Source organism: Streptomyces sp. NPDC002265 (genome assembly GCF_040296125.1).
Taxonomy (GTDB): Bacteria; Actinomycetota; Actinomycetes; order Streptomycetales; family Streptomycetaceae; genus Streptomyces.
In genome coordinates, this window is the sequence record NZ_JBEOWS010000032.1 from 1 (window position 1) to 25087 (window position 25087).

The window sequence follows — 25087 nt, forward strand, 5'->3', positions numbered from 1 at the left end:
CGGCGGCGCGCCCCCATTTCTCTTTTCCCCCCCCCCCCCCCCCCCCCCCCCCCCCCCCCCCCCGACCCGGCGGCACCGTACGTCGAGTTGTCACCCGCTTCCGGCCAAGTGGTGCCCGGGGGCACCCCGCTGGCCGTGGACGCGCTGTTCCACAACACACTGGACACCGACATCACGGACAGTTTCATCGTCGCCGTCGGGCTCCGACTGGCGCCGCCCGCAACAGCGCTGACGTCCGATCAGGTCACCGTGGAGTGGTACGACTCGGCCGCGTCCGTGTGGCGCGTGGTGGAGCTGACGCCGAGCGAGACCGCGCTCACCGGGTACCTCAGCACGGACGCCGGCCTGCCTTCGGTGGGCTCGCTCCCGGCGGGCGGCACCGCCCGGATCGCCCTGCGTGTCTCGCTGGTCGCCGCGGTACCGGCCGGGACCACCCTTCAATTCGTCGCCCAGGGACTCATCCAGCCCCTCCCGGAGATCGATCCGGTGCTCCTGATGGACGGCAAGGCGTCCTATTCCGTCGTCGCGAAGACGACGCCCAGCAACTCGGCGAGCACCACACCGAGCGGGTCGGCGACACCGAGCGGCAGCGCATCCGCCTCCGCCACCCCGTCCGCCTCTTCCTCCGCCACCACGTCCGCGTCCGCGGTACCCACGTTCTCCGACGCGCCCGCCCCCTCGCCGTTGTCCGGAGGTACGCAGGGCGACCAGCTCGCCGACACCGGCACGCCCGGCCTGACCGCCGTGACCGGCATGGCCGCGCTCGTGTGCGCGGCCGGCACCGCCCTCGCGCTGACCCTGCGCCTGCGCCGCGACCGACGAGGCTGACGGGGCTGACCTGCGCGGCCCGGGGCCGTCCGACGCCTGGGCGCCGGCCGGTCACTCCGGCGACGGGTCATGGGCCATGGGACACGGCCCGTCGCGCACTCCGCATGACAGGGCGCCCAAGCGCCCTGAAGGTCCGTCCCTACGGGAGAAACTCATGCGCCACCGCACCGGGCAGGACGTCCTGCGCGACGTGACACGTCGCCTGGCCCCGGCCGAACTGACGAAACTGGACGAGACCTGCCGGGCCTACGCCGCCCGGCCCTACCCTCCGCAGCCGATGCACCGGCCCGCCACCGATCCACTGGGCGCCGGTATCGAGACGACCGTCCTGCTGCCGATCCTCGTCTCGGTCGTGGCGCAGGTCCTAGCCGACCTCGCCTCGGGGAGTATCCGGGCCCACGGCAGCCGACTGGCCCGACTCTGGCCATGGCGCCGCTCAAGCCACGCCGCGGCCGAGGAGCGACGCGAGGCGCTGCACAACTCCGTGCCCGAACTCGTCGGCGTGACACGGCAGGAGCTCACGGACTGGGCGCTGGCCCAGGGCCGATCCGCCGGTCTGTCGCACGCCCAGGCCGAGACGTGCGCCCATGTCATCGTCGTAGCCGTGGTCCCACCGGCCGAGGCCCCGGCCGCACAGTCCCCCGACGGACCCGATGACGCCCAGACACCCACGAGCCCACCCGAGTCATGACCACCACGCCGGATGCCGACCCTCCCCCCACCGCCCCTTCACCCGCCTCCTCTCCCGGCGCCGACCCGCGCGCCGTCGCCCGCGCGCTCGTGTCCAGCCCGCTGCCCCTGCCGACCACCACCCGGCTCGCGCTGCTGGTCCTCGTCGCGGGCGCCGGAGCCTCGTTCGGCACCTGGTGGTGGCTGGTGCTGGGGCAGGACAACTGGCCGGCCGCCCAGCTGGCCTGTCTGCCCGCCGCCGGGGCGTCCCCCGACGCAGTGCTCGCCCGGTTCACCGGCTGCGTCGACGACGTCCGGCTGGCCCAGGCCGCGGTGGTCCTGTGCGGGCCGCTCGCCCTGCTGGTCCTCGCCCTGCTCCACCGGGCCGCCCAGGTCCGGCTGGAGCTGTGGTGGCGGAAGGCGAGGCCCGCCGACGTAAACTCCTCGCTCCACGACCGGCTCACCGCGGCCCTGCCCGACCCGGACGGGCCCCGGCCGGCACTGTGGGTGCGCGGGCGGCGCATCGGGATCCAGGCCCGCGCGTCGGGCACCCGGCGCAGGCCGTGGATCGTGGCCGACTCCCACGTCTTCGGCCTCCCCGACCAACAGATCGAGTCGATGTTCCGGCACGAGCTGACCCATCTGCGCCTGCGGGACGTGGGCCGGGTACGGCTGGCCATCGCGGCCTGGTGGGTCCTGCTCACGGCCGTCGTCCTGCCGGTCGGCGTCGCGCTGCTGCTCAAGCCCGCCCTGCTCGGCACCGGGCTGCTGGTGCGGATGGCGGTCGTCCTGCTGACCGTACGGCTCACCCTGTACGCGGTGATGCGCGCGCGGGAGCACGACGCCGATCTCGGCGCCGACGCGGATCCCCGTGCGCCGCAGGGCGCGACCGCCGACCACATCGGCTCCGACCAGCCGCCGGACCTGCGGAGACGGCTGCGGCAGGCCGTGGGGCTCGGCAGCCATCCCACCCCCGCGGCCCGCCTCGACGTGCTCGCCGACCCGGCGCGGTCCTGGGGCGTCTCGCCCTTCGAGTCGCTGGCCACGGGCTTGGCCGCGGGCCTGCTCTTCACCGATCTCGCCCTGCTGGTCGCCGCCCTGATGCCGACGCGGACCCAGCTCGCGTACACGGTGACGGGACTGCTGACCGGCTGGTTGATCGCCGCCGTGGCGACCGTGGCATGGTGGCGGGCCGCCGCGGTGGGCCACCGGGACGCGACCGGCCGGCGCGCGGCCCGGGCAGGGGCGTCGCTCGGCCTCGGCCTGCTCGCCGGGAGCCAGTTGTCCGGGCGGGCGGCCGGTGACTGGGTGCGCGACACCAGGACCGCCGACGGACTGGCCACCGAGCTCTCCCTGGCCGGCGTTCCGGCGGCGCAGGTGGTGGCGCTCGCGGCGGCCCTGGTGATCGGCGGCGTGCTGTTCGCGCTGTGGACCACGAGCCTCGCCCGCGCCGCGCAGGCCGCGGTGAGCGGGCCGCGCTCGGCCGCCCTGTGCACGGCGGTCCTGGTGCTGTCCGGGCTCCTGCTCGCCGTACCGCTGGGCAGTTGGTTCCTGTTCGCCCGGCTGACCGCGGCCCGTGCCGAGGCGGACATCCGCTGGAGCGTGGTCGACTCTCCCTGGTGGGTGACGGGCGTCGCGGTGAGCGTCGTCGGCGCGCTGATCCCCCTCGTCCGGCCGGTCCTGCGCCCGGGCGGCCGGACGCGGGCCACCGGGACAGCCGCGGCCCCCGGGCAGCACCGCGAGGCAGCCTCCGCCGTACGCCGGTCGCGTCCCGTTCCGGTGCTCGCTCTCGTGCTCTCGGGCGTGCTCGTCCTGGCGGGGGCCGGGTGGGCGGCGTTCGGCGGCCGGTTCGCCCAGCCGTCGGCAGCGCAGTCGTCCGTGCCGCGGAGCACATCGGGGGCCACGCCCTCGGCGTCCGCGCCGGGCACCGGACCCTCGGTGGCGCCCACCACGGCCACCGGCTCACCGGACGCCTCCGGTGACCCGACCGTGCCCTTGGACCAACTCCCCGTTCTCCCGCCCAAGGCGGAGCAGACGAAGCAGTTCCGCTCGAACCCCGCCAATGTGTGCTTCGTGCTGAACACCGGCGGAACCGGCATCTGGACCGACCCGGAGAACCGACGCGAAACGGCAGAGCTGCTGGGCGGCCTCGACGACACCGTGCTGCGGGCCGCGTCCGCCGTCCTGCTGCGCGATCCGACCGGCCCCGTGGACAACGAGGCCGTGATCGCCTCGTACCTCCGCTGCGACCTCTACTACCGCTACCACCGCTGACCCACGGCCCGGGCGGCCGCTCCGCCCGGCCTCGACCCACCTGCCCCAGCTGCCCGGCCTGCCCAGGAGGCACGTGTGAACCGGACGCCCGCTTCGAGGTTCCCTGTCGGCCGACGCCGGTACGCCGCCGCCGTACCGTTCGTGGTGACGGTGCTGGCCACCGCTCTGACCGCGTGCGGCGGCACGTCCGACGGGTCGGGCCCGGTCGTACCGTCCCGACCCATCGCGTCCGCACCCTCCGACACCGGCGCCTCTCCCACCGCTCCGGGTTCAGCCTCCGGGACGCCCGGAACCTCGGCCCCCGCCTCCGCCTCCGCTTCTGCGGCATCGCACACTCCCGGCGGGTCGGGGAACGGATCGGGAGGCACCGGCGGAACCAGCGGATCCGGCGGCACGAACGGGTCCGGTGGCTCCGGCGGCTCGGGCGGTTCCAGCACGTCCGGCGGATCCGGCGGGTCGGGCCGTCCACCCACCAGAACCGCGACCCCCAAGCCCCCGTCGCCCCCTCCCCTGTCGACGGCCCTTCTGACGACCGCGCAACTGCCGTCCGGCTACGTGAAGACAGTGCTCCAGAACGACCCGCCCACCCGCTCCGACCACGTCGGCTGTCTCAACACGCTCAACGCCCTGGAGTCCTACCGCACCACCCGCGCGGGCACCGCCGAGGCCAGGGTCACCTTCGCCCAGAGCCAGAGCGGTCCCTTCCTCCAGGAAGTACTGCGCCGCTCGCCCGGCCGGGGCGCGCGCGACGAGCTGGAGCACGCGGCGAACGCGCTGTCCGGGTGCGCCACGTTCAGCATCGGCTGGAGCGACGGGATGACCGGCACGGAACATGTGTCGGTGCTCGGCCCGGCGGGGATCGGCGACGTGTCGTGGCATGCCACGATCACCGTGACCACCGACACGTTCACCGTGCAGGAGAACCTGGTCCTGGTGGTCGTCGGTACGACCCTGGTGATCCTCAGCGAGGCCGCCAGCCCCACGGCCCCCGCCCGCTCCCGCACCCTGTCCCTGGCCCGCACCGCGGCAGCCCGCCTGCGCTGAGGCCTGGTGGGTCACCCGACACCACACCCCGCCAGGCGTTCGAGAGGTCGCCGAAACGACCCACCGGAGAATCCGGCGGACCGTCACGAAAGAGCGAGACTAGGACTTACTGTCACTCCGCTTGGATATCCACAATTTGATCGTCTTCCCCATCCTCCACAGCAAGGTGACGGTGAAGAGAGCGAAGACGGACAGGCGGAACGCTTCGTCAGCGAATATCTGGCTGGGGTGATCCAGCAGCTTCACCCCGATGACCAGCCAATGCCAGACGTGGGCGACTCGCCCCATCAGTCGAGCATCGAAGCGGTGACTGTCCATTTGGGCATGGCGGCAACCTTCCGCGAGAAGGGAGCCCGGCCATCGCGCGGATGACCGGGCCCGTGGGAGACGGACGAGGGGGCTGGAGCGCTACTTCAGGTAGACCAGTGCGTCGGTGGTGATGGTCGGGCGTCCGGTGGTGGCGACGACGACGATCTTGATGGTGTGGGCGGCACTGGCGGGCCAGGTCTTGGTCCACGCCACGTCGCGGTACTTGGTGGTGCTGGAGGCCAGGTCGACGGTGGCGGTCTTGACGCCGTCGACGTAGACGTACGCCTGGCCGGACGTGCCGGCGCGGGAGACCACCCAGGCGGCCGAGCGGCCGGTGAACGTCCAGCTGATCGAGGCGTTCTTGGCGCTGGAGGTGTAGGACTTGCCGCCCAGGTAGCTGGTGGAGGACTTGGCGGTCCAGGTGCCGGTCCGGGTGGTCGAGGTCTCCTGGAGGATGACCGGGGTGGCCGAGGTGGTCGCGGTGGCGGTGTTGCCGGCCTGGTCGTAGCCGGTCATCGACCAGGTGGTGGCGGTGCCGGAGTTCGAGGTCAGTGCGGCGGTGTAGGTGGTGGGGCCGTAGGTGTGCGCGGACGGGCTCGTCAGGCGCACCTCCTTCAACGCCGCGACGTCGGTGGCCTTCCAGCCCAGCGTGACGGGGACGGCGGTGGTGTTGACGGTGCCGGTGGTCAGCGTCACCGAGGGCTTGGTGGTGAAGGCGGGTGCGGTGGTGTCGGCGACGACGGTGGCGTTGGGGGTCACCGCGGTGCGGCCCGAGATGTGTACGGCGCGTACGGCGACGGTGTGGGTGCCCGCGGTCAGGGTCAGCGGGGCGGAGGTGGCGGTGGGGCCGGGGGTGGCTGCGACCTTGCCGTCGACGATCACCTCGTACCGCTTGACGAGGGACGCCGGCGAGGTGATGGCCCAGTTCACCGTGAGCGGGCCCTTGGTGTAGGCGGTCGTGCCGGAAACCGCGGCCTGGCCGAAGGTCTTGAGGGCGAGTCCGGTGACGGGGCCGCCGGCGAGGGTGCGGATGCCGGGCAGCGAGGCGTAGAGCTTGTCGCCGGGGCACTCGGTGGCGTAGCCGTCGCGGTGGCCGGAGATCCGGTAGAAGCCGACCGTCTGGCCGAGCTTGAACTTGCCGTTGTCCAGACCTGCCGTCAGATCGACCTTGCCGGCGGGGTCGTGGCCGTACTGGCCGAGCTTCCACGCGGCCAGGCGCGCCACGGCGGTCTTGGCGGCGGCGGACGCGTCGATGGAGGAGTACTCACCCAGGACCGCGATGCCGGCGGTGTTGGTGTTGAAGCCCGGGTTGTGGGCGCCGATCACCGGCCGGTCCACGCCTCCCTTGCGGCCCTCGAAGATGGTGCCGCACTTGTCGACGAGGAAGTTGTACGCGATGTCCTTCCATCCGTTGGACTTGATGTGGTAGGTGCGGATGGCGCGGACCAGCGCGGCGGAGTCGGCACAGGTGTAGGTGTTGGCGTCCACGGTGTGGTGGACGAAGACCGCCTTGATCTCGGTGCCGTACTCGGGTGCCTCGTTGTTCATCGACTCGTCGGCGCCCCACTGGGCGCGGGTGACGATCGGCGGCTGGGGCGCGTTCGACGCCGGCGCGGGCGGCAGGGTGGAGGTGGGCGAACTGCTCACCGACGCGGACGGCGAGGCGCTGGCCGAGGTCGGCGCCGGGTTGCTGGGGGACGGCACGCTGGGCGACGGGGTCGACTCGTCCACCGGGGCGTCGGTGCTCGTGGCGGTGTCCGTCGGCTCGCTGCTCGGGTCGCCGGGTATGTCGGTGGGCGCGTCGGTCGCGTACGCGACCGGGTCGGTGCCGACCGCGGCCTGACCCGCACCCGGGTCGACCATCTCCAGCCGCATGCCGGCCGGGAGCGGTGAGCCCTGCCCGTCCACCCGGGCCTGCACCCCGTCGGACGGCCCGACCCAGGCCGGCTCCGTCGCGCCGCGCCGGCTCTCCTCCGCCGGAGCGCCGTGCCCGCCGGTGTCCAGGGTGATCCATGATCCCCACGCGCCGGTACGTGCGCTGCGGGCCCGCACCTGCACGGTGCCCGGCATCTCGGCCGACGGCTTGGTCCAGGACAGGCCGACCAGGCTGAACGCATCGGTGTCCTGCTGGGCGATCTCGGCCCGGTCGCCCTCGGCCGTCACCGCCGCCGTGTGCACCTCGGTGCGGACCGGTCCGCTCACCCGGGTGGCGTCCTTGCCGTCCCGCCCTCCGTCGGTTCCATGCATTCCCTGGAACACAACGACGCCGGTGACCGCTGCCACTACCACGGCCGCGGTCCCCCACACGCGTCTTTTCATGCCTTTTGACGCCCCCTTTACGAATTACGGCATCGCGCATCGAGAGCATTCCTCAACCGATACGTGCCGAAGTAATGGAAGCATGAAAGCTGAACGATCAGCCAATCAAATGGGGTTGGCGACCGTCCCTTATGGGCGACATCTCCGCTTCGCGTAACGAAAATCAGGAAAGTCCCCGCCGAAAACGCCGCTGTCCTGGCCCATTCGTTCGGCAGAGCGCCGGAGTTGCCGCGACCCGCACAACGAGCTCCTTCAGCGTGGCCGCCGAGGACGACTGAACGGCAACCCCGTCGAGGGGCCAGGTCCGCCGGAGGACCACGAAGCGCGCAGGCCCCCAGGGACTGTCACCGTTCACCTTCTACTTCAGAATGTCGCGTGAATTCCCGTCATCGTGCTGCAGCCGGCCTATCGCGTCGACGACCCCTGCAGTCGTCGGCGCTTCGTCACAGGCGCGCAGGTATGCATGGATCGCCCTACGGTTGCGCTGCAACACATCGATACGTCGCTCGATGTTCCCGAGTTGCCGACGGAGCACGTCCAGATCCTTTGGCGCCGGACAGGATTCGACTTCCACCTCGGCCTTCGCGGCTTCTATGCAGGGCATCAGGTCGCGAATCATGTCCGTCGTCAGTCCCGATTCGATGAGTTCACGGATCTGCAATACACGGTCGACGGCCGGCTCGCCATACGTGCGATATCCGTTGGCACTTCGGAACGGGTGCAGGATGCCGACCTCTTCGTAGTAACGGAGGAGCCGGGGCGCGACACCTGTCCTGGCTGCCAGGTCTCCGATCTTCACACCGTGCTCCCCTCATCGTGGGCGCCGTAGCCAGACGGCATCGTTGGCCCAGCCCTCGCCGCGAACGCTACCGAGAGCCTAAACCTTGCCACTAGTGTGAAGGTCAAGGAGTTGCCGGAATGAGTGCCAGTGCACTGTTCCAGACCGGGCCCGGATTAAGTCGATCCGGGTAGAGCCGTAGCATCCGGTCGAAGAACTCGCGCCGGCTCGGTCCGGCCGCCAGCAGGCGCTGCGCGTCGAGCAGGTAGCCACGGGTGTGTTCCAGGATCACCGGGTCGTCGGGGAGATCTCTGTTCTTGTGTCCCGCGACAATCGAGCTCGGCCGCAGCGCAGCCACGACATCAAGCCCGGTGATCCATTTTTCAATGCCACCCCCGGCACCTTCACGCAGGTATTGGTGAACCCCGTTGTACGCGACGTCCCCTGCCACGACAAGGCCCGTCGCGGGCACGTGGAGGACCGTGGTGTCGTCGGTGTCGGTATGGCCGACCTCCACCGCGAGCATTGGATGACCCTCGAGCTCGAACCCCTCGTCGGGAATCACACGATAGACCACAGGGCTGTCGGGAATGAGCCCGGGAAAATCCACGTCCCAGGTCCGCTCTCGACGCTCGCCGACCTGCTGCCGCATCAGCCGAATCGTTCCCGCGGTCGCGTAGGGCACGGCATCCGGAAAGCGCCGCATCAGCAGATCGGTTCCGAACCAGTGGTCGCCGTGACCGTGGGTGGCGTAGACATGGGTCAAGCGCCGCCCTCGCTCCGCGATCCAGTCCCCGAGCCTGCGAACCTGATCCCGGGTGAACGGCGGGTCGACGAGGACTGCGTCCGCCTCCCCCAGGATCAAGGTGGACGCCAGCGGCGAGGAGACGATCGGGCTTCCGTCGGGCAACCGTACGGCCCCATTACGTCGCGTCCCGTCGAAGACCATGACGTCGTAGCGCAACTCCGTCATGGCGAACCTCCTCGCCCGAGTGGCCACGCGCCGGTCGTACCGTTTTGCGGTCCGACTGCTTTCCAGGAACGAGAAACCTTTCCCCTGACGTTCCCCATGTGCGAGAAATCACTCTAATGCTCGGACCCTGCGAGTGCATTTCATAGGCACCGGATCAAACCAACGGTTCGCGATGCGGCTCGATCGGCAACTCGGCCTCCGGTCGAGTTGCCGATCATGAACACGGCGCCTACGGTCCTTTTACCGGCCACCCGCACACACGAGAGGGTTCGCCTTGCCGAGCGAGAGCCACACCGTGAAGCGCGTGGAAGTTCGTACGGGTATGCCCTACGCCCAATTCGTCACCGCCCTGGAGAAGGCGGCTCCCCCTCTCGACACATGGGCGTTCGAGCTGATCGCCGAATCCGGCGGCACCTGGGACGATGTCCGTGCAGCCATGGAGGAGAACGCCCCCCATCACCTGATCCGGTACTGGCGCCTCAACGGTACTCAGGTGCTGAAACTCGCGGGCGGTACCACCAGGTCCATGGAGTACCTGATCGGGAACCATGTCATCGCCGAGAGCATGTTCCGTCACGACCCACGGGCCCTGCTGTACGCACCCCTGCGGATGATGGTGTGGAGTGACGAGAACGACCGTGCCGTATTCGCCATGCACCGCCCCAGCGACGAGTTCGGGAGTCTGGGCAACGCGGGCGTGACGAAGGTCGGAGAAATGCTGGACCGCTATGTGATCGCGCTCCTTCACGAGTGCGGCGTGTCGGCCGAGCGGGACTTCGCATAGGCGACGGGGGCGCCGCCGAGCCGGCCCGTGCCTCCATGGGGAGAGGCCCGCTCCACCGGCACGGAGTTCAGCCGGGGTACTGGGAACCTGCCGCCGACCACGGCGCCGCGAACGGCCGCATCGGCCAGTTCCTTGATGGACTGTGATCCCACGGGGACGCCGGGCGTCTCCCCGGCCCACTGCTGGATCTCGTGCTTGGCCGGCCCCTGGGGGAACTCTCCCAGGTATGGCGCGCAGTACATCGGCGACCCGGACTCCTGACGCCTCACATCCGCATCCCCGAGGCCGCGGGCGCACATGGTCGAGCTCCAGGCGATGGTGCACGGCTGCACCTCGGCGATCTGGTCCGCCGTCGGCATCCTGATGCTCGCAGCACTGATCGTCTTCGTCTTCGTCAAAGCCGACCGTCAGGGCGGTGCCCCGGTTTCCTCAGGCGACGTCGAGGACTCGCAGGACCGACTCGTGGTGCCGGTCATCACGCACGGACTGTCGCGTCGGCGTCCTCCTGTTCACCGGGCGGACAGAGGCACTCCCATCAGTTCCTCGAGCCGGGAAATCGGGCCGCCACTTCGCCGGGAGCTGAAGTGGCGGCCCCCATCAGGCAGACCTGGTCAGTACGACGGTGACTCACCGACAGCGCGGAACATGCAACAGGTGGGTCATCGCTTCCGGGGGAGTCAGACGCTGAAGCCGCCATCGACGCTCAGCAACGCCCCTGAGATGAACGCGGCGTTGTCGCCGGCGAGGAAGGTGACCGCCTTGGCGATGTCGTCGGTGGTACCGAAGCGTCCGAGTGGCGTACCCGCGATCTGGGCAGCCGCGAACGGACCGGCCGCCGGGTTCATGTCCGTGTCGGTGGCACCGGGACGGACGACATTGACGGTGATGCCCCGCGGGCCGAGATCCCGTGCCCATCCGCGGGCGAGCTGGTCGATCGCCGCCTTCGTCGCCGCGTACTCGGCGACACCGGGAGCGGCGATGCGCTCGGCGACGATGCTTCCCACCAGAATGACCCGCCCGCCATCGGACAGGTAGCGAGCCGCAGCGTGCGTCGTGACGATCGTTCCCGTCACATTGGTGGCGATCATCTGCTGGACGTCGTCGAGGCTGTCCAGCTGGCCCAGCATGCCCATGGCGGCGACTCCGGCGGAGTTCACCAGTACATCGATCCGGCCGCCCAGATACCCGGCGGCGTCCTCGACGGCGGCGGCGGCCTGCCGCGGATCGGCCTGGTCCGCCTGCAGGGCGAAGGCCTTCACCCCCAGAGCCGTCAGCTCGGCCGTGACCTCTTCTGCCTGCTCACGCGACTTGCGGTACGTGATGACGACACTGGCTCCCTCACGGGCAAGTCCACGGGCGATCTCGGCACCGATACCCCGCGACCCTCCGGTGACGAGCGCGGTCTTTCCTTCCAGGGACTTGGACATGGCGATATCTCCAAAGGTTCTTCAATGGTTCGAACTCGATGGAGGCTAGACATTCTCATTAGTGTCAATGTCAATCACCGCCCAACTGCTTGACCTTCCCATCAGTCGCCTGCTGGTCCCGCGCGATGCCGGCGGGAACGGCAGGCGAGGGGACTACGCCGTGACCGGTCGCGGTGCCGCGAACGCGGCGAAGGCTTCGTCGACAAGAGTGCCGAGAGGCGTGCGGGCTTCGGCGTCGACCCAGTACGCCAGCGCGATGTTCCGGCATGCCGTGGCGGCCGCCACACGCACGTCAAGGGCCGGAGAGGACCCCTCCGTCCGGGAGGCGCGCGAGGCAAGGATCTCCACCAGAGCAGGACGCCACATGGCCTGAGCGCCAGAGCTGACACCGAGCAGTCACCGGGCCGCCACATCCCTCTGTACGCCCATCCCTCCGCGCGAACGGGAGCGCGTGAGCGAACCCTCACCGAGACCGCATCCCGAAGTGCGCTATAGGGTGAAAACCGGCAAATGACTGGATGGCCGTTCGGTGTGGCCTCGGGACAGCGGCCGCCCTGGAGGTGTGTGCCGTGCCCGGTGACGGATCATTCATGCTGGTCGCGCAGGACGGACGGGTGATCGGGTGGTCCGTCTCGGCCGAGGAGATCTTCGGGTGGTCCGCGCAGGAGGCCGTCGGAAAACACATCGGTGAGCTGGTGGCGAGCACGATCGACGGCGAGGGCGGGTGGACCTCCGCCATCGTGGAGGCACTCTCGGCATGCTCGCCGATGATCTTCCATGTGCTGGATGCCGAGCTGCGGATCGTCCCGGTCGGCGAAGTCTCCGCGCAGAAGCCGGCGTGCCCGGTCTCTGCGGTCGGTGGAGCGTTCCCCGAGGTGTACGGACTTGCCGCACCCGCTGCGGAGGAGCAGACCGCGCGGGGCGTTCTCAGGACCGGCAAGCCGGTGCTGGACCGCGTCGTGCGGGCGCGCGTACCCGGTGATCCTCGGACCAGGCACTACTCCTTTTCGTACATCCGGGTGGAGAACCTGCACCACGACGCGGCGGGACTCGTCGTCATCGCTCTCGACGTCACCGACCGGGTACGGGCTGTGCAACGCCTGGCCGTCCTGGAAGCGGTACGCGACAGTGTCGGCGGACAGCTCGACGTCATCGCCGTCTGCAGGGCCCTGACCGACGCGGTCGTGCCGGGATTCTGCGGCGTCGCGGTGGTGGAGGTGATCGACGGGGTCGTACGGGGCGAGGATCCGCCGCCGGCACCGGTCCACGGAGCCGTGCAGCTGCTGCGCGCCGCGTTCCGCGGAGTGATCTCGGCCCATCCCGTGGGCGAGGTGAGCCGGCTTCCCGAGGCCACGCCGTTCTCACGGGTGCTGACCGACCTGCGTCCGAGGCTCGTCCGCCTGACGCCCGATGCCCTCTGGCTGTCGGCCGACCCGGCTCGGGCGGCCTCGATCGCGCAGTCGGACGCCAATTCCTTGATCGTCGCTCCGCTCGCGCTGCGCGGCCAGGCCATGGGAGTCGTCAGCTTCTACCGTCGAGGGAGCGAGGAGCCCTTCGAGGAAGGGGACCTCGACCTGACCGCCGATGTGTGCGCCCACGCCGCGCTGTCCATCGACAACGCCCGCCGGTACACACGTGAACGCACGATAGCCGCCACGCTGAAACGGCGGCTGCTGCCACAACGGCCCGCCGCCACCCCGGAGGTCGACTTCGCACACCTGCGGCTGCCCGGACCGGGCGCGGGCGGCGCCTGGTTCGACGTCATAGAGCTCTCCGGCGCCCGGACCGCCCTGGTCCTGGGAGACGTCGCCGGCCGGGGCATCGCCACCGCCACGACCATGGGACAGCTGCGGACCGTCATCCACTCCCTGGCCGCCCTCGACCTGGAACCGGACGAGCTGATGGCCCGGCTCAGCGACACCGCCGCCCGCCTGGCGAGCGAACGCGCGGCGCTCCCGGCCGGGGACAGCCTCCAGGCACAGCCGCTCACCGCGGGATGCCTGATCGCGGTGTACGACGCGGTCGACAGGCACTGCACGATCGTGCGCGCGGGCCTGTCGGACCCCTACGTGGTCCATCCCGACGGCAGAGCGGCCGTGGTGCCCGTGCCGGAAGGGCCGGTCCTCGCCGGCCCCGGCCACGCACCCTTCCCCGCCACCACCGTCGAACTCCCCGCGGGCAGCACCCTCGCGTTCAGCAACGAGGACCTGCTGATGCCGACCGGCAAGGTGGTGCCACTGCTCGCGAAAGGAGCCGAGGACTCCTTGGACGACCTGTGCGACACCGTCGCGTACGCGCTGCGGGACCGCGACGAGTCGGAGAAGCTCCTGCTGCTGGCCCGCGTCAAGGCATTCCCCGCCGACCGGGTCATGATCATCACACTGCCCACCAGGAACGAGGCCGCCCCGCTCGCGAGGTCCGCGACCCGACACCAGCTCGCCACCTGGAACGTCGAAGAGGAGGAGGCCTTCACCGCCGAGCTCGTCGTCAGCGAACTGGTGGGCAACGCGGTCCGCTACGGCGCCTCACCGCTCCAGTTGCGTCTCGTCCTGGACCGGCACCTGACCTGCGAGGTCTACGACGGCGCGCAGTGCGCTCCGCACCTCAAGCACGCACGCACCGTCGACGAGGACGGACGCGGATTGTTCATCATCGCCAGCCTCGCCGACAACTGGGGCACCCGTTACGGCCCCGACGGAAAGACGGTCTGGGCTCAGCTGTCCGCGGGCCTGCCGTCCTGAACGGTGCAGAGCTTCAAGCGTCCCCGGGTGAGTCACCCCTGGGGATACGTGCATCGGCTCTGCAGGCGAACGTCGGCCAACTGCGCGGTCACCTCACAACGTTGGTCACCACGGACGAGGCTGATGTGCCGCGCCGCCACCAGTCCGGGCACTTGCAGGGGAACGGCAGCCCGGCGGCCGAGCGGAGGTACTCCACGTGCACGTCGGGAACCGTCGACCTAGCGTCAATGGCATGGCGGAGCGGAACACACGGGGCTGTGCGGACGACGAGGCGGCCCGGAGGACCGCCCGGGGCAAGGAGTTCAGGGACGCCCTGCGACGATCCCGCTTTCTGCCCGCTTCGGTGCTCGTACTCCTCGTCTCCGCGGCCGCCGGCGTCTTCGCCTGGTCCTACATCTACGCATTCGCCAATCCCTATCCGCACAGCGTGCCGGTCGCGGTGGTCGGCACGGCGGAGGCGGACCACGGCGTGTTCCTGGCCGGGATGGACAAAGCGCTGGACATGTCGCTCGTCCCGCACCGCTACGCCACATACGCGCAGGCGAGAAACGCGGTCGAGGAGCAGACCGTCTTCGCGATCTTCGATGAGCGACCGGACCGTGCTGTCGTACTGGACGTGTCATCCGCGTCCGGCGCCTCCGTGGCCGAGGTGCTGACGGCCACGGCACCGGGGGTCAGCAAAGCCATCGGTGTGGATGTCGTGGTGCGCGACATCAACCCGAGCCAGAGAGGCGACCCCAGGGGTCTGGCGATCTTCTACATCACGCTGGCGGCGGTGGTCGTCGGGTTCGTGGGCTCGATCCAGCTCAGTGTGCACGCGAACGCGCTGGGCCCCATCGAACGCATCGGATTCATCTGCGCGTACTCCCTGCTGGGTGCGTTCACCATCGCGGCCGTCGTGGACTGGCTCCTCGGTGCCCTGTCGTTGCCCTTCCTGCAGGTGTGGCTGACGCTCGCGCTGGCGATGTACGTCGCGAGCACCCTGTTCCTCATGTTCCGGGCCCTGATCGGCCGCTGGGCGATCCTGCCCACCTGGGCCGTCATCGTGCTGATCGGCAATCCGGCGTCAGGGGGCGCGGTCTCCTGGCCCCTGCTGCCCCCGTTCCTGCGCATCGTCGGCCCCTGGCTGCCGTCGGGCGCCGCGATCGAAGCGATCCACACGGAGGTGTACTTCCCCGGCCACCTCCACAGCCTGCCGTTCCTGGTCCTCGCCGGCTGGGCGGTGGTGGCGACCTTGGTCTTCTGCCTGATCGAGTACCGCAAAGTACGGGCCCACCGATCCCAGCGTCCCACGCGGTCGGCGCCCTCACGCCGTTGACCTGCAACAACCACGTCCCGCACCACGCCTCTCACCAGTCGCTCTCCGACTGGTCTTCCGTGGGACGGAAGCCGTATTGCGTCCCCGTGACGCCCTTCCCGACGATGCCTCCACCACCCAGTGACGGGAGCCGCAGCCATGCCGCACATGACCGCCTTCGCCAGGAACCAGTGGTACGTCGCCGCCTACAGTCACGAGGTGGGGCGCGCGGAGCTGCTCGGGCGGACGGTGCTCGGGGAGCCGCTGGTCCTGTACCGGACGGAGGCGGACGGGACGCCGGTGGCGCTGCACGACCGCTGTGTGCACCGGCGCTTCCCGCTGTCGGAGAGCCGGCTGGACGGCGACCGGATCGTGTGCGGCTACCACGGGTTCACGTACGACACCACGGGCACCTGCGTGTACGTACCGGGACAGCGACGCATCCCGCGCACGGCCCGCGTCGCCTCCTACCCGGTGGCCGAGCTGGACTCGCTGGTGTGGGTGTGGATCGGCGACCCGGCGTCGGCCGACCCGCAGACGATTCCGCGCGCCCGCCATCTCGACTCCCCCGGCTGGACCACGGTCCGCGGCATGGAGCCGATCGACGCCGACTACGGGCTGCTGGTCGACAACCTCCTCGACCTCTCCCACGAGACGTATCTGCACGGCGGCTACATCGGCACGCCCGAGGTCGCCGAGACACCGATCAGCACCGAGGTGGACGAGGGTGCGGGGGTGGTGCGGGTGAGCCGGCACATGGACGACGCCGAGTGCCCGCCGTTCTACGCCCGGTCGACCGGTATCGAGGGCCGGATCACCCGCTGGCAGGACATCGAGTACCACGCGCCGTGTCTGTATCTGCTGCGCAGCCGGATCGCCCCGGCCGGAGTGCTGCCCGAGGCGGACGGCAGCGATCCGGGCGGCTTCCACACCGAGATCACGTACGCGATCACGCCGGCGTCCGACGGCAGGGTGTACGACTTCTGGGCGGTCTCGCGGGACTGGGCGACGGACGACGAGGAGGTCACCGAGTTCCTGCGGAGCAACAACCACACCGTCGTCATGCAGGACGTCGACGCGCTCCGCCTGCTCCAGCGCACGCTCGCCACCGAGCGCACCGGTTACCAGGAGCTGAGCATCAACATCGACGCCGGTGGTCTGGCCGCCCGCCGCATCCTCGCCCGGCTGGTCGAGGAGGGCGACAAGCCGGTGGAACGGACCCGGTGAGCGGACCCGGTGAGCGAACCTGGTGGGCGGACTCTGCCATGACCGCCCACGAAGTCGAACTCGTCGTCGAGAGACGGGAGTTCGCGGCCGACGGCGTACTCGCCCTGACCCTGTGCCACCCCCGGGGCGAACCGCTTCCCGAGTGGGAGCCCGGCGCCCACATCGACCTGCTGCTCGGCCCGGACCTGGAGCGGCAGTACTCGCTGTGCGGCGATCCGGCGGACCGTGGCGCGTGGCGGATCGCGGTGCTGCGGGAGCCGGACGGGCGGGGCGGATCCGCCCATGTGCACGAGCGGTTGAGGCCGGGCGAGCCGGTGCGGGTGCGCGGCCCGCGCAACCACTTCGCCCTGCGGCCGGCCGCCCGGTACCTCTTCGTCGCGGGCGGCATCGGGATCACCCCGATCCTGCCGATGGTGGCGGCCGCCCAGGCCCGGGGCGCGCGGTGGTCCCTGCTGTACGGCGGACGCAGCCGCGACTCCATGGCGTTCGCCCGGGAGTTGGCCGGGTACGGGGATCGGGTCACCGTCGTGCCCGAGGACGAGTGCGGTCTGCTCGAACTCGGCCCGGCGCTCGACGCGCTGGCCGACGGCACCCTGGTCTACTGCTGTGGACCGGGCCCGCTGCTCGACGCCGTCGAGGCGCGGTGTCCGTCCGGTGTCCTGCATGTCGAGCGGTTCCGGCCGGAACCGCGGCGAACGGACCAGGAGGGCGCGTCCGAGGGCGAGTTCGCGTTCGAGGTCGAACTGGCGCTGAGCGGTCGTACGGTGACCGTCGCCCCCGGTGTCTCCGTGCTGGAGGCCGTGCGCGCCGCCGGTGTCGAGGTGCTCTACTCCTGCACCGAGGGAACCTGCGGCACCTGCGAGACGGACGTGCTCGAAGGCACCCCGGAGCACCGGGACTCCGTACTGACGGACCAGGAGCGGGCAACGGGCGCGACCATGATGATCTGTGTCTCGCGCTGTCGGGGCAGACGGCTGGTGCTGGGGCTGTGATCCCGTCCGGCGGGCTCAGCCGGTGACGATCCCGACGAAGAGATTGATGGCGCTGGCGAGAATGCTGGTGCCGAAGACGTACGACAGCAGGCAGTGCCGAAGCGCCATGGCGCGGATCCTGGTGCTCGACACGCTGGTGTCCGAGACCTGGTACGTCATGCCCAGGTTGTAGCTGAAGTAGAAGAAGTCCCGGTACGCCGGTGGCTCGCGGGAGTTGAAGTCGATCCCGCCCGTGGACTGCGGGTAGTAGAGGTAGGCGTACCGGGTCGCGTACATCAGGTGCAGGGCCGACCAGGCGGCGAACACGCCGAGGAGCGCCGTCACGGCGTGCACGGGGTCGGAGTTGCCGAGCAGCAGCACGACGATGCCGATCAGTCCGCACACCGCGGACCCGATCACCGCCAGTTCCTCGGCGACGGGCCGCAGATCCTCGCGCCGGGCGTGCCGGTGCGTGGCGGTGGCGTCCATCGGCCACAGCACGATCCATCCCGTCACCACGAAGAAGGCCTCGGTCGCGGCGATGCCGGCCAGGACGCCCAGCGGTACGTCGGTCGGCAGGGCGACGACGGCACCCACCACGGCCCCGACGAGCCCGGCGCAGGCCAGCCGTGGGATGGCGGAGAGCGGCAGCCACATACGCATAGTTCTGGACATTAACGGACACTCTCGGTTCCGGCGTCCACGACGTCTCGGCGATCCGTCCGCCCGCTCCGGGCGAGCGCGTCCGGCGCGGTCCCGGGCCAGGGCTTGTCCGGCGGATCATGCCGGACAAGCTCTAGCCCGCATGGGCCATCGGGCGCGCGCTCCCCGGCGGCTGACGGCAGGGTGTTGGTGCGGGCCAGAACCGCCCACCAGGGACGACCAGCACCTCAAGGCCGGGAGGATCCATGCGGGAGAAGCCGCTGAGCAAGATCGGCGAAGAGCTGTTGCGCCTGCGCCACGGTTTGTCGCGCACCTCGGAGCACCGCTCGCCGGCCGTCGGTTTCGGTATCGACAGAGAGCTGGCGAGCGGCTTCCTGGACGACAACCTCTCGCCGCAGCAGCAGGTGCAACTGGCCCACGAGGTGGCCGGAATGCTGCCCTTCCACTGGTCGCAGACCAACACGTACGCGTCGGTCATGTCGCAGATCATGAACCATGTCGGCAGTCAGCAGAAGCTGATGCGCTGGCTGGACGGTTTTCCCGGCCTCCCCCGGCTGACGGCCAGGCTGTACGTCGTGATGGGTCTGCTCGACGAGTTCAGCGACAGGCCCGCCGTGGTGACCGCGCTCCGCGAGTTCCGCGAGCAGACGCCGGTCCCGCCGGGCCTCCAGGGCTGTCTGCTGCCGGAGACGGACGACGAGACGCTCGCCGGGCTCGCCTTCCGGATCGAGGAGCATCTCGCCGACCAGGAGATGGACAAGGCCGTGGAGATCGCCCTGGCCACGACCGACTTCCTGCGGCGCGTCGCGCCGCGCGCCACGGAACTCGACCCCTCGGTCGACGACATGGGCGAGCTGATGACACACAGTCAGCAGGACATCCAGGACGCGGCCGCCGAGGCGGGCTCCTGAGGAGCCCGCCTTCGAGCGGCGGCCCGGCACCTTTGGTCAGTCGGCCTTGGCGATGGTGACCTTGACGTGTTTCATCAGCGGCTGGTCGCTCTGGGTGCTGTAGTCGCCGATCGCGCACAGCACGTTCATCTCCGGCATGTAGCCGGCCGCGCAGCCGCGCGGGATGTCGTACGGAATGGCGAGGTATCCGTCGAGGTGCCGGTGGCTGCCGTCCTTGGCGGTGCTGGTGATGTCGACTGGGTCGAACTCGTGGACACCGCGCTCGCGCATGTCGTCCTCGTTCATGAAGACGAGTGTGCGGAGCCCCTTGACGCCCCGGTAGCGGTCGTCGTCGGAGTAGATGGTCGTGTTCCACTGGTCGTGGGAACGCATGGTCCCCAGCGCCAGGGTGCCCGGGGCCGGTACGACGTCGGGCAGCGGGGCGGCGGAGAACTCGGCGCGCCCCGAGGGGGTCAGGAAGACCAGTTCGCGGGCGGGCTGCCGGATGCGGAAGCCGAGCGGCAGGCGCACCCTGCGGTTGCAGTCCTCGAAGCCGTCGAGGGCCTGGGCCATCGTGTCGCGGATGCGGTCGTAGTCCTCGACGTACCACTCCCACGGGGTGTCGCTGCCGGGGAGGGCGGCGCGGGCCAGGCCGGCGATGATGGCGGGCTCGGACAGCAGGTGCCGCGAGGCGGGACGCTTCATGCCGAGGGAGAGATGGACCATGCTCATCGAGTCCTCGACCGAGGTGCTCTGGACGCCGCCGCGCTGCTCGTCCTTCTCGGTGCGGCCCAGACAGGGCAGGATGAGCGCCAGGCGGCCGTGGACGAGGTGGCTGCGGTTGAGCTTGGTGCTCACCTGGACGGTCAGTTCGCACTTGCGCAGGGCTTCGTAGGTGTACGGGGTGTCGGGCGCGGCGAGGGCGAAGTTGCCGCCCATGCCGACGAACACCTTGACGTCACCGCGGTGCATGGCGTGGATGGTGGCGACGGTGTCGAGCCCGTGCTCGCGGGGCGGGTCGATCTTGCAGACCTCCGCCAGGCGGTCCAGGAACTCCTCGGTGGGCCGGTGGTCGATGCCGCAGGTGCGGTTGCCCTGGACGTTGCTGTGCCCGCGCACCGGTGACGGTCCCGCTCCCTCGCGCCCCAGATTGCCGCGCAGCAGAAGGAGGTTGACGATCTCGCGGACGGTGTCGACGCCGTGTTCGTGCTGGCTGACGCCCAGACACCAGCTGATGATGCTGCGGTCGGCGTCACCGTAGACGCGTGCCGCTTCGAGGACGGAGGCGCGGTCGAGACCGGACTGCCGCTCGATCTCCTCCCAGGTGGTCGCCTCGCACACCGCGCGGTACTCGTCGAAGCCGGCCGTGTGGCGGTCGATGAACTCCTGGTCCACCGCCTTCGGATCGTGCCTGGCCTCTTCGAGCACGGCCTTGGCCATGCCGCGCAGCAGCGCCATGTCGCCGCCGATGCGGGGCTGGAGGTTGAGGGTGCTGGTCCTGGTCGTCTTCATCAGGGCCATGTCCATGAAGTCGTGCGGCACGATGGTACGGGTGGCGGCCGCCTCGACCAGCGGGTTGATGTGCACGATCTGGGCGCCCCGGTGGTACGCCTCGGCGAGCGCGGTGAGCATCCTGGGCGCGTTGGAGGCCGCGTTGACGCCCATGATGAACAGGGCGTCGGTGGTCTCCCAGTCCTGGAGGTCGACCGTGCCCTTGCCGGTGCCCAGGGACGCCTGAAGGGCGCGGCCGCTGGCCTCGTGGCACATGTTGGAGCAGTCCGGCAGGTTGTTCGTGCCCAGTTCGCGGGCGAACAGCTGGTAGAGGAACGTGGCCTCGTTGCCGAGGCGGCCCGAGGTGTAGAACGACGCCTGGTTCGGATCGTCCAGTTCCCGCAGGGTCCGGCCGGCCAGCGCGAACGCGTCGCGCCAGGTGATCGGGACGTAGTGGTCCGACTCGGGGTCGTACACCATGGGTTCGGTCAGACGGCCCTGGTCCTCCAGGGCGAAGTCGCTCCAGCCGGAGAGTTCCGTGACCGTGTGCTCGGCGAAGAACTCACGGCCCACCCGTTTGCGGGTCATCTCCCAGGTGACGTGCTTGATGCCGTTCTCGCAGATGTCCAGGTGCAGGCCCTTGGTGTCGTCGGGCCAGGCGCACCCGGGGCAGTCGAAGCCGGTGTTCTCGTGATTCATCCGCATGATCGCCCGCGGCCCGTCCACGAGTGCGCGCTCGCGCGTCAGCACCCGCGTCACGCTCTTGGCCGCGCCCCAGCCCGCGGCCGGGTGGTGGTACGGGTGGAAGCTCGGTTCTTCCGCGGGAGCGGGGCCGACACGGGGCTGCGGTCGCCCCTGGTCCTCATGGGAGGCGTTCAAGGCAGTCATCCCCTTCGCCCATCGAGACCCGGTCCGCTGATCGCCCGGTCAGATGGTCGTCGCTGCCTCCCCAGGCTATTCCGGGGGCTCAACGGGCGCCACGGGAGGGCTTGCGGCGAGCCCGGCGGCCCGCTATCGCACTGCGGCCGTGCGGGGCGGACGCGCAGGGATCACACGTCCCCGGCACCTCCGTTAGGATGCGCAGAAATGGGATCTTTCCCGCTTTTCGCACCACCCTGACTGTCCGCACCACCCCGACCGCCCGCACCGCAACGCCTCGCCCCCACACCTCAACGCCTTGCCCCGCCCCGCCTCGCCCCGAGGAGCAGGAATGACCAGCGAACCCGCGCCGATCAGCGACGCCGGCCGGCACGCCCTCGAACAGGAGCTCGCCGACGTCCGCGCGGAACGCGAGACGGTCGCGGCGACCCTGCGGGACCCCGACACGGTCGGCGACCGCGCGGACGAGGCCGACGAGTTGCAGCGCGCCAACGAACTCGACCGCCTCGACGCCCGTATCACGGAGATCACCACGCGGCTCGGCCAGGCGGCCGAGGCGGGCCGCCCCTCCACCGACCGGGTCGGGGTGGGCAGCACGGTCACCGTGCGCTTCGCCGACGGCACGACGGAGACCTTCCAGATCGGCGAGCGGGCCGAGGCCTCGGACCAGACCCTGGTCACGGCCGACAGTCCGCTCGGACAGGCGCTCCTCGGCCGCCGCGCGGGCGACTCGGTGCACTACGACACGCCCGAGCGCAGGGTGACGGCGGTGGTGGTGTCCCTCGGGACGCCTCCCGAGGGACGGGAATGATCTGCGGACCGCTGCGGACTCAGTCCTGGTAGCCGCTCGGCGGGAAGGGGGCGCGCGTCCTGCGGGTGACCGTGCCCGTCGGGAGCTCACCCGTGCTCGCCCGGCGGTCGACCTCGGCCTGCACCTCCAGATACGCGGCCTGCGGGCTCAGCGGGGTCGCGGTGGGCAGAGCCATCTCCCGGCGATCGCGGTCCGCGCGCAGTTCGAGGGCGTCGAGGTCGGGCCGCAGCGGCATGCCCCTGCTGCGGCTGTACTCGGTGGTGCCTTCGACCGCTTGGTTGGACTTGTGGTGGTGTCCCATGTGTCCGTCCTCCTCCGGTGCGCGCCCGAGCGATCACCCGTGGGCAGGGACACCCCTGGACACGGGCCGAACGCATGGTCGCCTCCCCGCGGAGTACCGCTTCCGCGGGACGGGAACAGCGCTTCCGTTCCCTTGTCGCGCACCATGGAACGAGAGTAGTCGCGCAATCGCGACGGCACGCGGCAGACGCCTGACGGAGCACGTGGCGGGCGCCTCGCGGAAGGCGCCGCCTCTGGCGGAGCGTGACCCGCCCACGGCATCGGGTCACGGCCGCGCCACGGCTGCCGTCGTACGCGCGGGCCCCCGGCGGGCCGGGTCCGCGTCGGCGTTCAGTCCGGCCGGGCGGGCAGGTCGTCGAGGAACGTGACGGTCGGCACGTGGAACAGGGATCCGGTGACCGCGGTCGAGAAGTCGAGGATGCGGTCGTGCGTGGCCCGGCCGTCGCCGAGGAACATGTTCCGCAGCATCTGCTCGGTCACCTCCGGTGTCCGCGCGTAGCCGATGAAGTACGTGCCGAACTCTCCCTCGCCGACCGTGCCGAACGGCATGTTCTCGCGCACGATCTTGCGCTCGGTGCCGTCCTCGTCGGTGACGGTGGTGAGGGCCACGTGGGAGTCGGCGGGCTTGACGTCGTCGGGGAGTTCGACGTTGGCCGTCTTCGTGCGTCCGATGGCCCGCTCCTGCTCCTGTGCGGGCAGGGCGTTCCAGGCGGTCAGGTCGTGCAGGTACTTCTGCACGATCACATAGCTGCTCCCGGCGAAACCGGGGTCCTCGTCGCCGACGAAGACCGCGTCGTGCGCGCGCCGCCCTTCGGGGTTCTCGCTGCCGTCCACGAAGCCGAGCAGGTCCCGCTCGTCGAAGTACCTGAAGGCCTGTACCTCGTCGACCACCGTGACCGCGTCGCGCAGCCGTTCCCCGATCAGCCGGGTCAGTTCGAAGCACAGGTCCATACGGCGGGCGCGCAGGTGGAAGAGGAGGTCGCCGGGGGTGGCCGGGGCGCGGTGGCGTTCGCCGGTCAACTCCACGAACGGGTGCAGGCCTTGTGGCCGGGGTCCGGCGAAGAGCCGGTCCCAGGCCGCCGACCCGATGCCCACCACGCAGTCGAGTCCGTCGTCGGGCGCGCGGTAGGCGACCGAGCGGCGCAGGCCCGACAGGTCCTCCAGCAGTCCACGGACCAGGTCCTCCCGCCCCGGCGTGACGGTGGCCACGAGCACCACGGCGGACCTGGCGGGCGGGGCGATCACACGCTGCGGCTCAACCACGGGCGGCCTCCTGACCGGATGCGGGACGGTCCGTCGCAGGCGCGACGGCCGGACGCTCCTCCCATCCTGCTGCGTCCGGGCCGAAGCAGCGCGAGGACCGCCGCCGGCCGCACCGCCGAACGGCCGTGCCGGGACCTCGCCCCGGGCCCGTCCCGGCGGGCGCGGCACGGCCCTTGCCGGGCCCGGCCGTAAGGGCGGCGCGCCGGTTTCACGGGCGCCCGCGGGCCCGTACGCCGTGGGCGGGCGCGGGCCCGGCGGCCGCACTCCCGGTTCACCCGGCGGACGTCGGCGGCGGATCGGACGGATGCGGTCCGCGGGGCCCGTCGGCGGCGGCCGGTGCCGGGTCCGTGATCCGCAGGTCCGCCTCGATCCGTGCCACGGTCGCCAGCAGTGGTGGCAGCAGGTCGCGGCGGACGGCGGCGACGGTGGTGCGGCCGGCGTGCACGGCGATGTTCACGCCCGCGACGACGGCGCCGTCCCGGCCCCGCACCGGGACGGCCACGGACCGCAGCCCCTCCTCCAGTTCCTGGTCGACGACGGCGTGGCCCTGCCGTCGCACGCGCCGCAGTTCGGCGCGCAGGGCGTCGGGGTCGACGATCGTGCGCGTGGTCAGCGGGCGCGGGCAGGCCCGGGCGAGCCGGGCGTCGAGGTCCTCGTCCGGGACGTGGGCGAGGATCGCCCGGCCCACGGAGGTCACGAGCGCCGGGAACCGGGTGCCCACGGTGATCGACTCCGACATGATGCGGCGGGTCGGGACCCGGGCGACGTACACGATGTCGTCGCCGTCGAGGAGGCACAGCGAGGACGACTCCTTCACGTCCGCGACGAGTTGCTCCAGGTGCGGCCGGGCGATCTGCGGCAGCGTCAGGCCGGCCAGGTAGGCGTAGCCGAGTTCCAGCACCCGGGGGGTGAGCCGGAAGAGGCGGCCGTCGCTGTGGACGTAGCCGAGGTCGACGAGGGTGAGGAGCAGGCGCCGGACGGCCGCGCGGGGCAGTCCGCAGGCGCGGGCCACCTCGCTGAGGGTGCGCGCGGGCTGCTCGGCGTCGAAGGAGCGGATGACGGCCAGGCCCCGCTCGAAGGACCGTACGAAATGCGATGCGCGGGCTGTCGTGGGCATCGTCGCCTCCCGGTGGTCGCACGGACACGATT

21 protein-coding genes are annotated in these 25087 nt (G+C 70.7%); 11 read left to right on the forward strand and 10 right to left on the reverse strand.

Annotated features, from left to right (window positions below):
• Window positions 1-87 precede the first annotated feature (87 nt).
• The 4 genes from ABT085_RS08600 to ABT085_RS08615 all read left to right on the forward strand — a co-directional run bounded on the left by ABT085_RS08600 (window position 88) and on the right by ABT085_RS08615 (window position 4815).
• Complete coding sequence (locus ABT085_RS08600) at window positions 88-828, forward strand: hypothetical protein (RefSeq protein WP_351603621.1); 741 nt, start codon at window positions 88-90, stop codon at window positions 826-828.
• A gap of 154 nt (window positions 829-982) precedes the next feature.
• Window positions 983-1519 (forward strand): hypothetical protein, encoded by a 537-nt coding sequence (locus ABT085_RS08605; RefSeq protein WP_351603623.1) that lies wholly within the window; start codon window positions 983-985, stop codon window positions 1517-1519.
• Entirely contained in the window at window positions 1516-3771 is a 2256-nt protein-coding gene (locus tag ABT085_RS08610; RefSeq protein WP_351603625.1) for a hypothetical protein, read from the forward strand. Before ABT085_RS08605 ends, ABT085_RS08610 begins: the two co-directional genes overlap by 4 nt.
• A gap of 555 nt (window positions 3772-4326) precedes the next feature.
• Window positions 4327-4815 carry a hypothetical protein gene (locus ABT085_RS08615; protein WP_351603629.1) on the forward strand — a complete coding sequence of 163 codons (489 nt, stop codon included), beginning with the start codon at window positions 4327-4329 and terminating at the stop codon, window positions 4813-4815.
• A gap of 408 nt (window positions 4816-5223) precedes the next feature.
• Here the strand turns inward: ABT085_RS08615 and ABT085_RS08620 are convergent, their stop codons facing one another.
• The 3 genes from ABT085_RS08620 to ABT085_RS08630 all read right to left on the reverse strand — a co-directional run bounded on the left by ABT085_RS08620 (window position 5224) and on the right by ABT085_RS08630 (window position 9194).
• On the reverse strand, window positions 5224-7371 hold the full coding sequence (locus tag ABT085_RS08620) for a peptidoglycan recognition protein family protein (protein ID WP_502982697.1): 2148 nt from the start codon (window positions 7369-7371) through the stop codon (window positions 5224-5226).
• Between the two features lie 430 nt (window positions 7372-7801).
• The gene (locus ABT085_RS08625; protein WP_351603633.1) at window positions 7802-8242 is read right to left on the reverse strand and encodes a MerR family transcriptional regulator; all 441 of its coding nucleotides are present in this window, start codon (window positions 8240-8242) and stop codon (window positions 7802-7804) included.
• A 103-nt stretch (window positions 8243-8345) separates the two neighbouring features.
• The gene (locus tag ABT085_RS08630; RefSeq protein WP_351603635.1) at window positions 8346-9194 is read right to left on the reverse strand and encodes an MBL fold metallo-hydrolase; all 849 of its coding nucleotides are present in this window, start codon (window positions 9192-9194) and stop codon (window positions 8346-8348) included.
• A gap of 304 nt (window positions 9195-9498) precedes the next feature.
• Between ABT085_RS08630 and ABT085_RS08635 the strand changes: the two genes are divergently transcribed.
• Window positions 9499-9978: a DUF302 domain-containing protein gene (locus ABT085_RS08635; RefSeq protein WP_351603637.1), complete on the forward strand. Its 480-nt coding sequence runs from the start codon at window positions 9499-9501 to the stop codon at window positions 9976-9978.
• On the opposite strand, the gene ABT085_RS08640 is transcribed toward ABT085_RS08635, so the two are convergent.
• Together ABT085_RS08640 and ABT085_RS08645 are read right to left on the reverse strand one after the other, a co-directional pair.
• Window positions 9939-10376, reverse strand: coding sequence for a hypothetical protein (locus tag ABT085_RS08640; protein ID WP_351603639.1), 438 nt, complete (start codon window positions 10374-10376; stop codon window positions 9939-9941). The two genes, ABT085_RS08635 and ABT085_RS08640, sit on opposite strands and share 40 nt — an antisense overlap.
• 279 nt (window positions 10377-10655) lie before the next feature.
• The gene (locus ABT085_RS08645) at window positions 10656-11405 is read right to left on the reverse strand and encodes an SDR family NAD(P)-dependent oxidoreductase (protein ID WP_351603641.1); all 750 of its coding nucleotides are present in this window, start codon (window positions 11403-11405) and stop codon (window positions 10656-10658) included.
• 590 nt (window positions 11406-11995) lie between these two features.
• Between ABT085_RS08645 and ABT085_RS08650 the strand changes: the two genes are divergently transcribed.
• The 4 genes from ABT085_RS08650 to ABT085_RS08665 all read left to right on the forward strand — a co-directional run bounded on the left by ABT085_RS08650 (window position 11996) and on the right by ABT085_RS08665 (window position 17662).
• Window positions 11996-14146: a SpoIIE family protein phosphatase gene (locus ABT085_RS08650; RefSeq protein WP_351603643.1), complete on the forward strand. Its 2151-nt coding sequence runs from the start codon at window positions 11996-11998 to the stop codon at window positions 14144-14146.
• 232 nt (window positions 14147-14378) lie between these two features.
• Window positions 14379-15464, forward strand: a complete 1086-nt coding sequence (locus tag ABT085_RS08655) for an ABC transporter permease (RefSeq protein ID WP_351603645.1) — start codon at window positions 14379-14381, stop codon at window positions 15462-15464.
• 138 nt (window positions 15465-15602) lie between these two features.
• Window positions 15603-16670 carry an aromatic ring-hydroxylating dioxygenase subunit alpha gene (locus tag ABT085_RS08660; RefSeq protein ID WP_351603647.1) on the forward strand — a complete coding sequence of 356 codons (1068 nt, stop codon included), beginning with the start codon at window positions 15603-15605 and terminating at the stop codon, window positions 16668-16670.
• Window positions 16671-16708: 38 nt separating this feature from the next.
• Window positions 16709-17662 (forward strand): PDR/VanB family oxidoreductase, encoded by a 954-nt coding sequence (locus ABT085_RS08665; RefSeq protein WP_351603649.1) that lies wholly within the window; start codon window positions 16709-16711, stop codon window positions 17660-17662.
• 15 nt (window positions 17663-17677) lie between these two features.
• On the opposite strand, the gene ABT085_RS08670 is transcribed toward ABT085_RS08665, so the two are convergent.
• Entirely contained in the window at window positions 17678-18316 is a 639-nt protein-coding gene (locus tag ABT085_RS08670) for a DUF1345 domain-containing protein (protein ID WP_351603651.1), read from the reverse strand.
• A gap of 233 nt (window positions 18317-18549) precedes the next feature.
• Here ABT085_RS08670 and ABT085_RS08675 point away from each other — a divergent pair, with 233 nt between their 5' ends.
• Window positions 18550-19215: a hypothetical protein gene (locus ABT085_RS08675; protein ID WP_351603653.1), complete on the forward strand. Its 666-nt coding sequence runs from the start codon at window positions 18550-18552 to the stop codon at window positions 19213-19215.
• A 36-nt stretch (window positions 19216-19251) separates the two neighbouring features.
• Here ABT085_RS08675 and ABT085_RS08680 read toward each other — a convergent pair whose 3' ends face one another.
• Window positions 19252-21564, reverse strand: a complete 2313-nt coding sequence (locus tag ABT085_RS08680) for an FdhF/YdeP family oxidoreductase (protein ID WP_351603655.1) — start codon at window positions 21562-21564, stop codon at window positions 19252-19254.
• A 331-nt stretch (window positions 21565-21895) separates the two neighbouring features.
• Here ABT085_RS08680 and ABT085_RS08685 point away from each other — a divergent pair, with 331 nt between their 5' ends.
• Entirely contained in the window at window positions 21896-22375 is a 480-nt protein-coding gene (locus tag ABT085_RS08685; RefSeq protein WP_351603657.1) for a GreA/GreB family elongation factor, read from the forward strand.
• A 19-nt stretch (window positions 22376-22394) separates the two neighbouring features.
• Here the strand turns inward: ABT085_RS08685 and ABT085_RS08690 are convergent, their stop codons facing one another.
• The 3 genes from ABT085_RS08690 to ABT085_RS08700 form a co-directional block, all read right to left on the reverse strand.
• Window positions 22395-22676 carry a hypothetical protein gene (locus ABT085_RS08690; RefSeq protein WP_351603659.1) on the reverse strand — a complete coding sequence of 94 codons (282 nt, stop codon included), beginning with the start codon at window positions 22674-22676 and terminating at the stop codon, window positions 22395-22397.
• 329 nt (window positions 22677-23005) lie between these two features.
• Complete coding sequence (locus ABT085_RS08695) at window positions 23006-23938, reverse strand: Dyp-type peroxidase (protein ID WP_351603661.1); 933 nt, start codon at window positions 23936-23938, stop codon at window positions 23006-23008.
• 271 nt (window positions 23939-24209) lie between these two features.
• Window positions 24210-25055 (reverse strand): IclR family transcriptional regulator domain-containing protein, encoded by an 846-nt coding sequence (locus ABT085_RS08700; RefSeq protein ID WP_351603663.1) that lies wholly within the window; start codon window positions 25053-25055, stop codon window positions 24210-24212.
• Between the last annotated feature and the right edge of the window lie 32 nt (window positions 25056-25087).

Bases quoted from the DNA above. Each gene is read 5' to 3' on its own strand.
- ABT085_RS08620 (WP_502982697.1), bottom strand. From the start codon at position 7,371: ATGCATGGAACCGACGGAGGGCGGGACGGCAAGGACGCCACCCGGGTG.
- ABT085_RS08685 (WP_351603657.1), top strand. From the start codon at position 21,896: ATGACCAGCGAACCCGCGCCGATCAGCGACGCCGGCCGGCACGCCCTC.
- ABT085_RS08660 (WP_351603647.1), top strand. From the start codon at position 15,603: ATGCCGCACATGACCGCCTTCGCCAGGAACCAGTGGTACGTCGCCGCC.
- ABT085_RS08650 (WP_351603643.1), top strand. From the start codon at position 11,996: ATGCTGGTCGCGCAGGACGGACGGGTGATCGGGTGGTCCGTCTCGGCC.
- ABT085_RS08700 (WP_351603663.1), bottom strand. From the start codon at position 25,055: ATGCCCACGACAGCCCGCGCATCGCATTTCGTACGGTCCTTCGAGCGG.
- ABT085_RS08690 (WP_351603659.1), bottom strand. From the start codon at position 22,676: ATGGGACACCACCACAAGTCCAACCAAGCGGTCGAAGGCACCACCGAG.
- ABT085_RS08665 (WP_351603649.1), top strand. From the start codon at position 16,709: ATGACCGCCCACGAAGTCGAACTCGTCGTCGAGAGACGGGAGTTCGCG.
- ABT085_RS08670 (WP_351603651.1), bottom strand. From the start codon at position 18,316: ATGTCCAGAACTATGCGTATGTGGCTGCCGCTCTCCGCCATCCCACGG.
- ABT085_RS08675 (WP_351603653.1), top strand. From the start codon at position 18,550: ATGCGGGAGAAGCCGCTGAGCAAGATCGGCGAAGAGCTGTTGCGCCTG.
- ABT085_RS08605 (WP_351603623.1), top strand. From the start codon at position 983: ATGCGCCACCGCACCGGGCAGGACGTCCTGCGCGACGTGACACGTCGC.
- ABT085_RS08655 (WP_351603645.1), top strand. From the start codon at position 14,379: ATGGCGGAGCGGAACACACGGGGCTGTGCGGACGACGAGGCGGCCCGG.
- ABT085_RS08645 (WP_351603641.1), bottom strand. From the start codon at position 11,405: ATGTCCAAGTCCCTGGAAGGAAAGACCGCGCTCGTCACCGGAGGGTCG.
- ABT085_RS08610 (WP_351603625.1), top strand. From the start codon at position 1,516: ATGACCACCACGCCGGATGCCGACCCTCCCCCCACCGCCCCTTCACCC.
- ABT085_RS08630 (WP_351603635.1), bottom strand. From the start codon at position 9,194: ATGACGGAGTTGCGCTACGACGTCATGGTCTTCGACGGGACGCGACGT.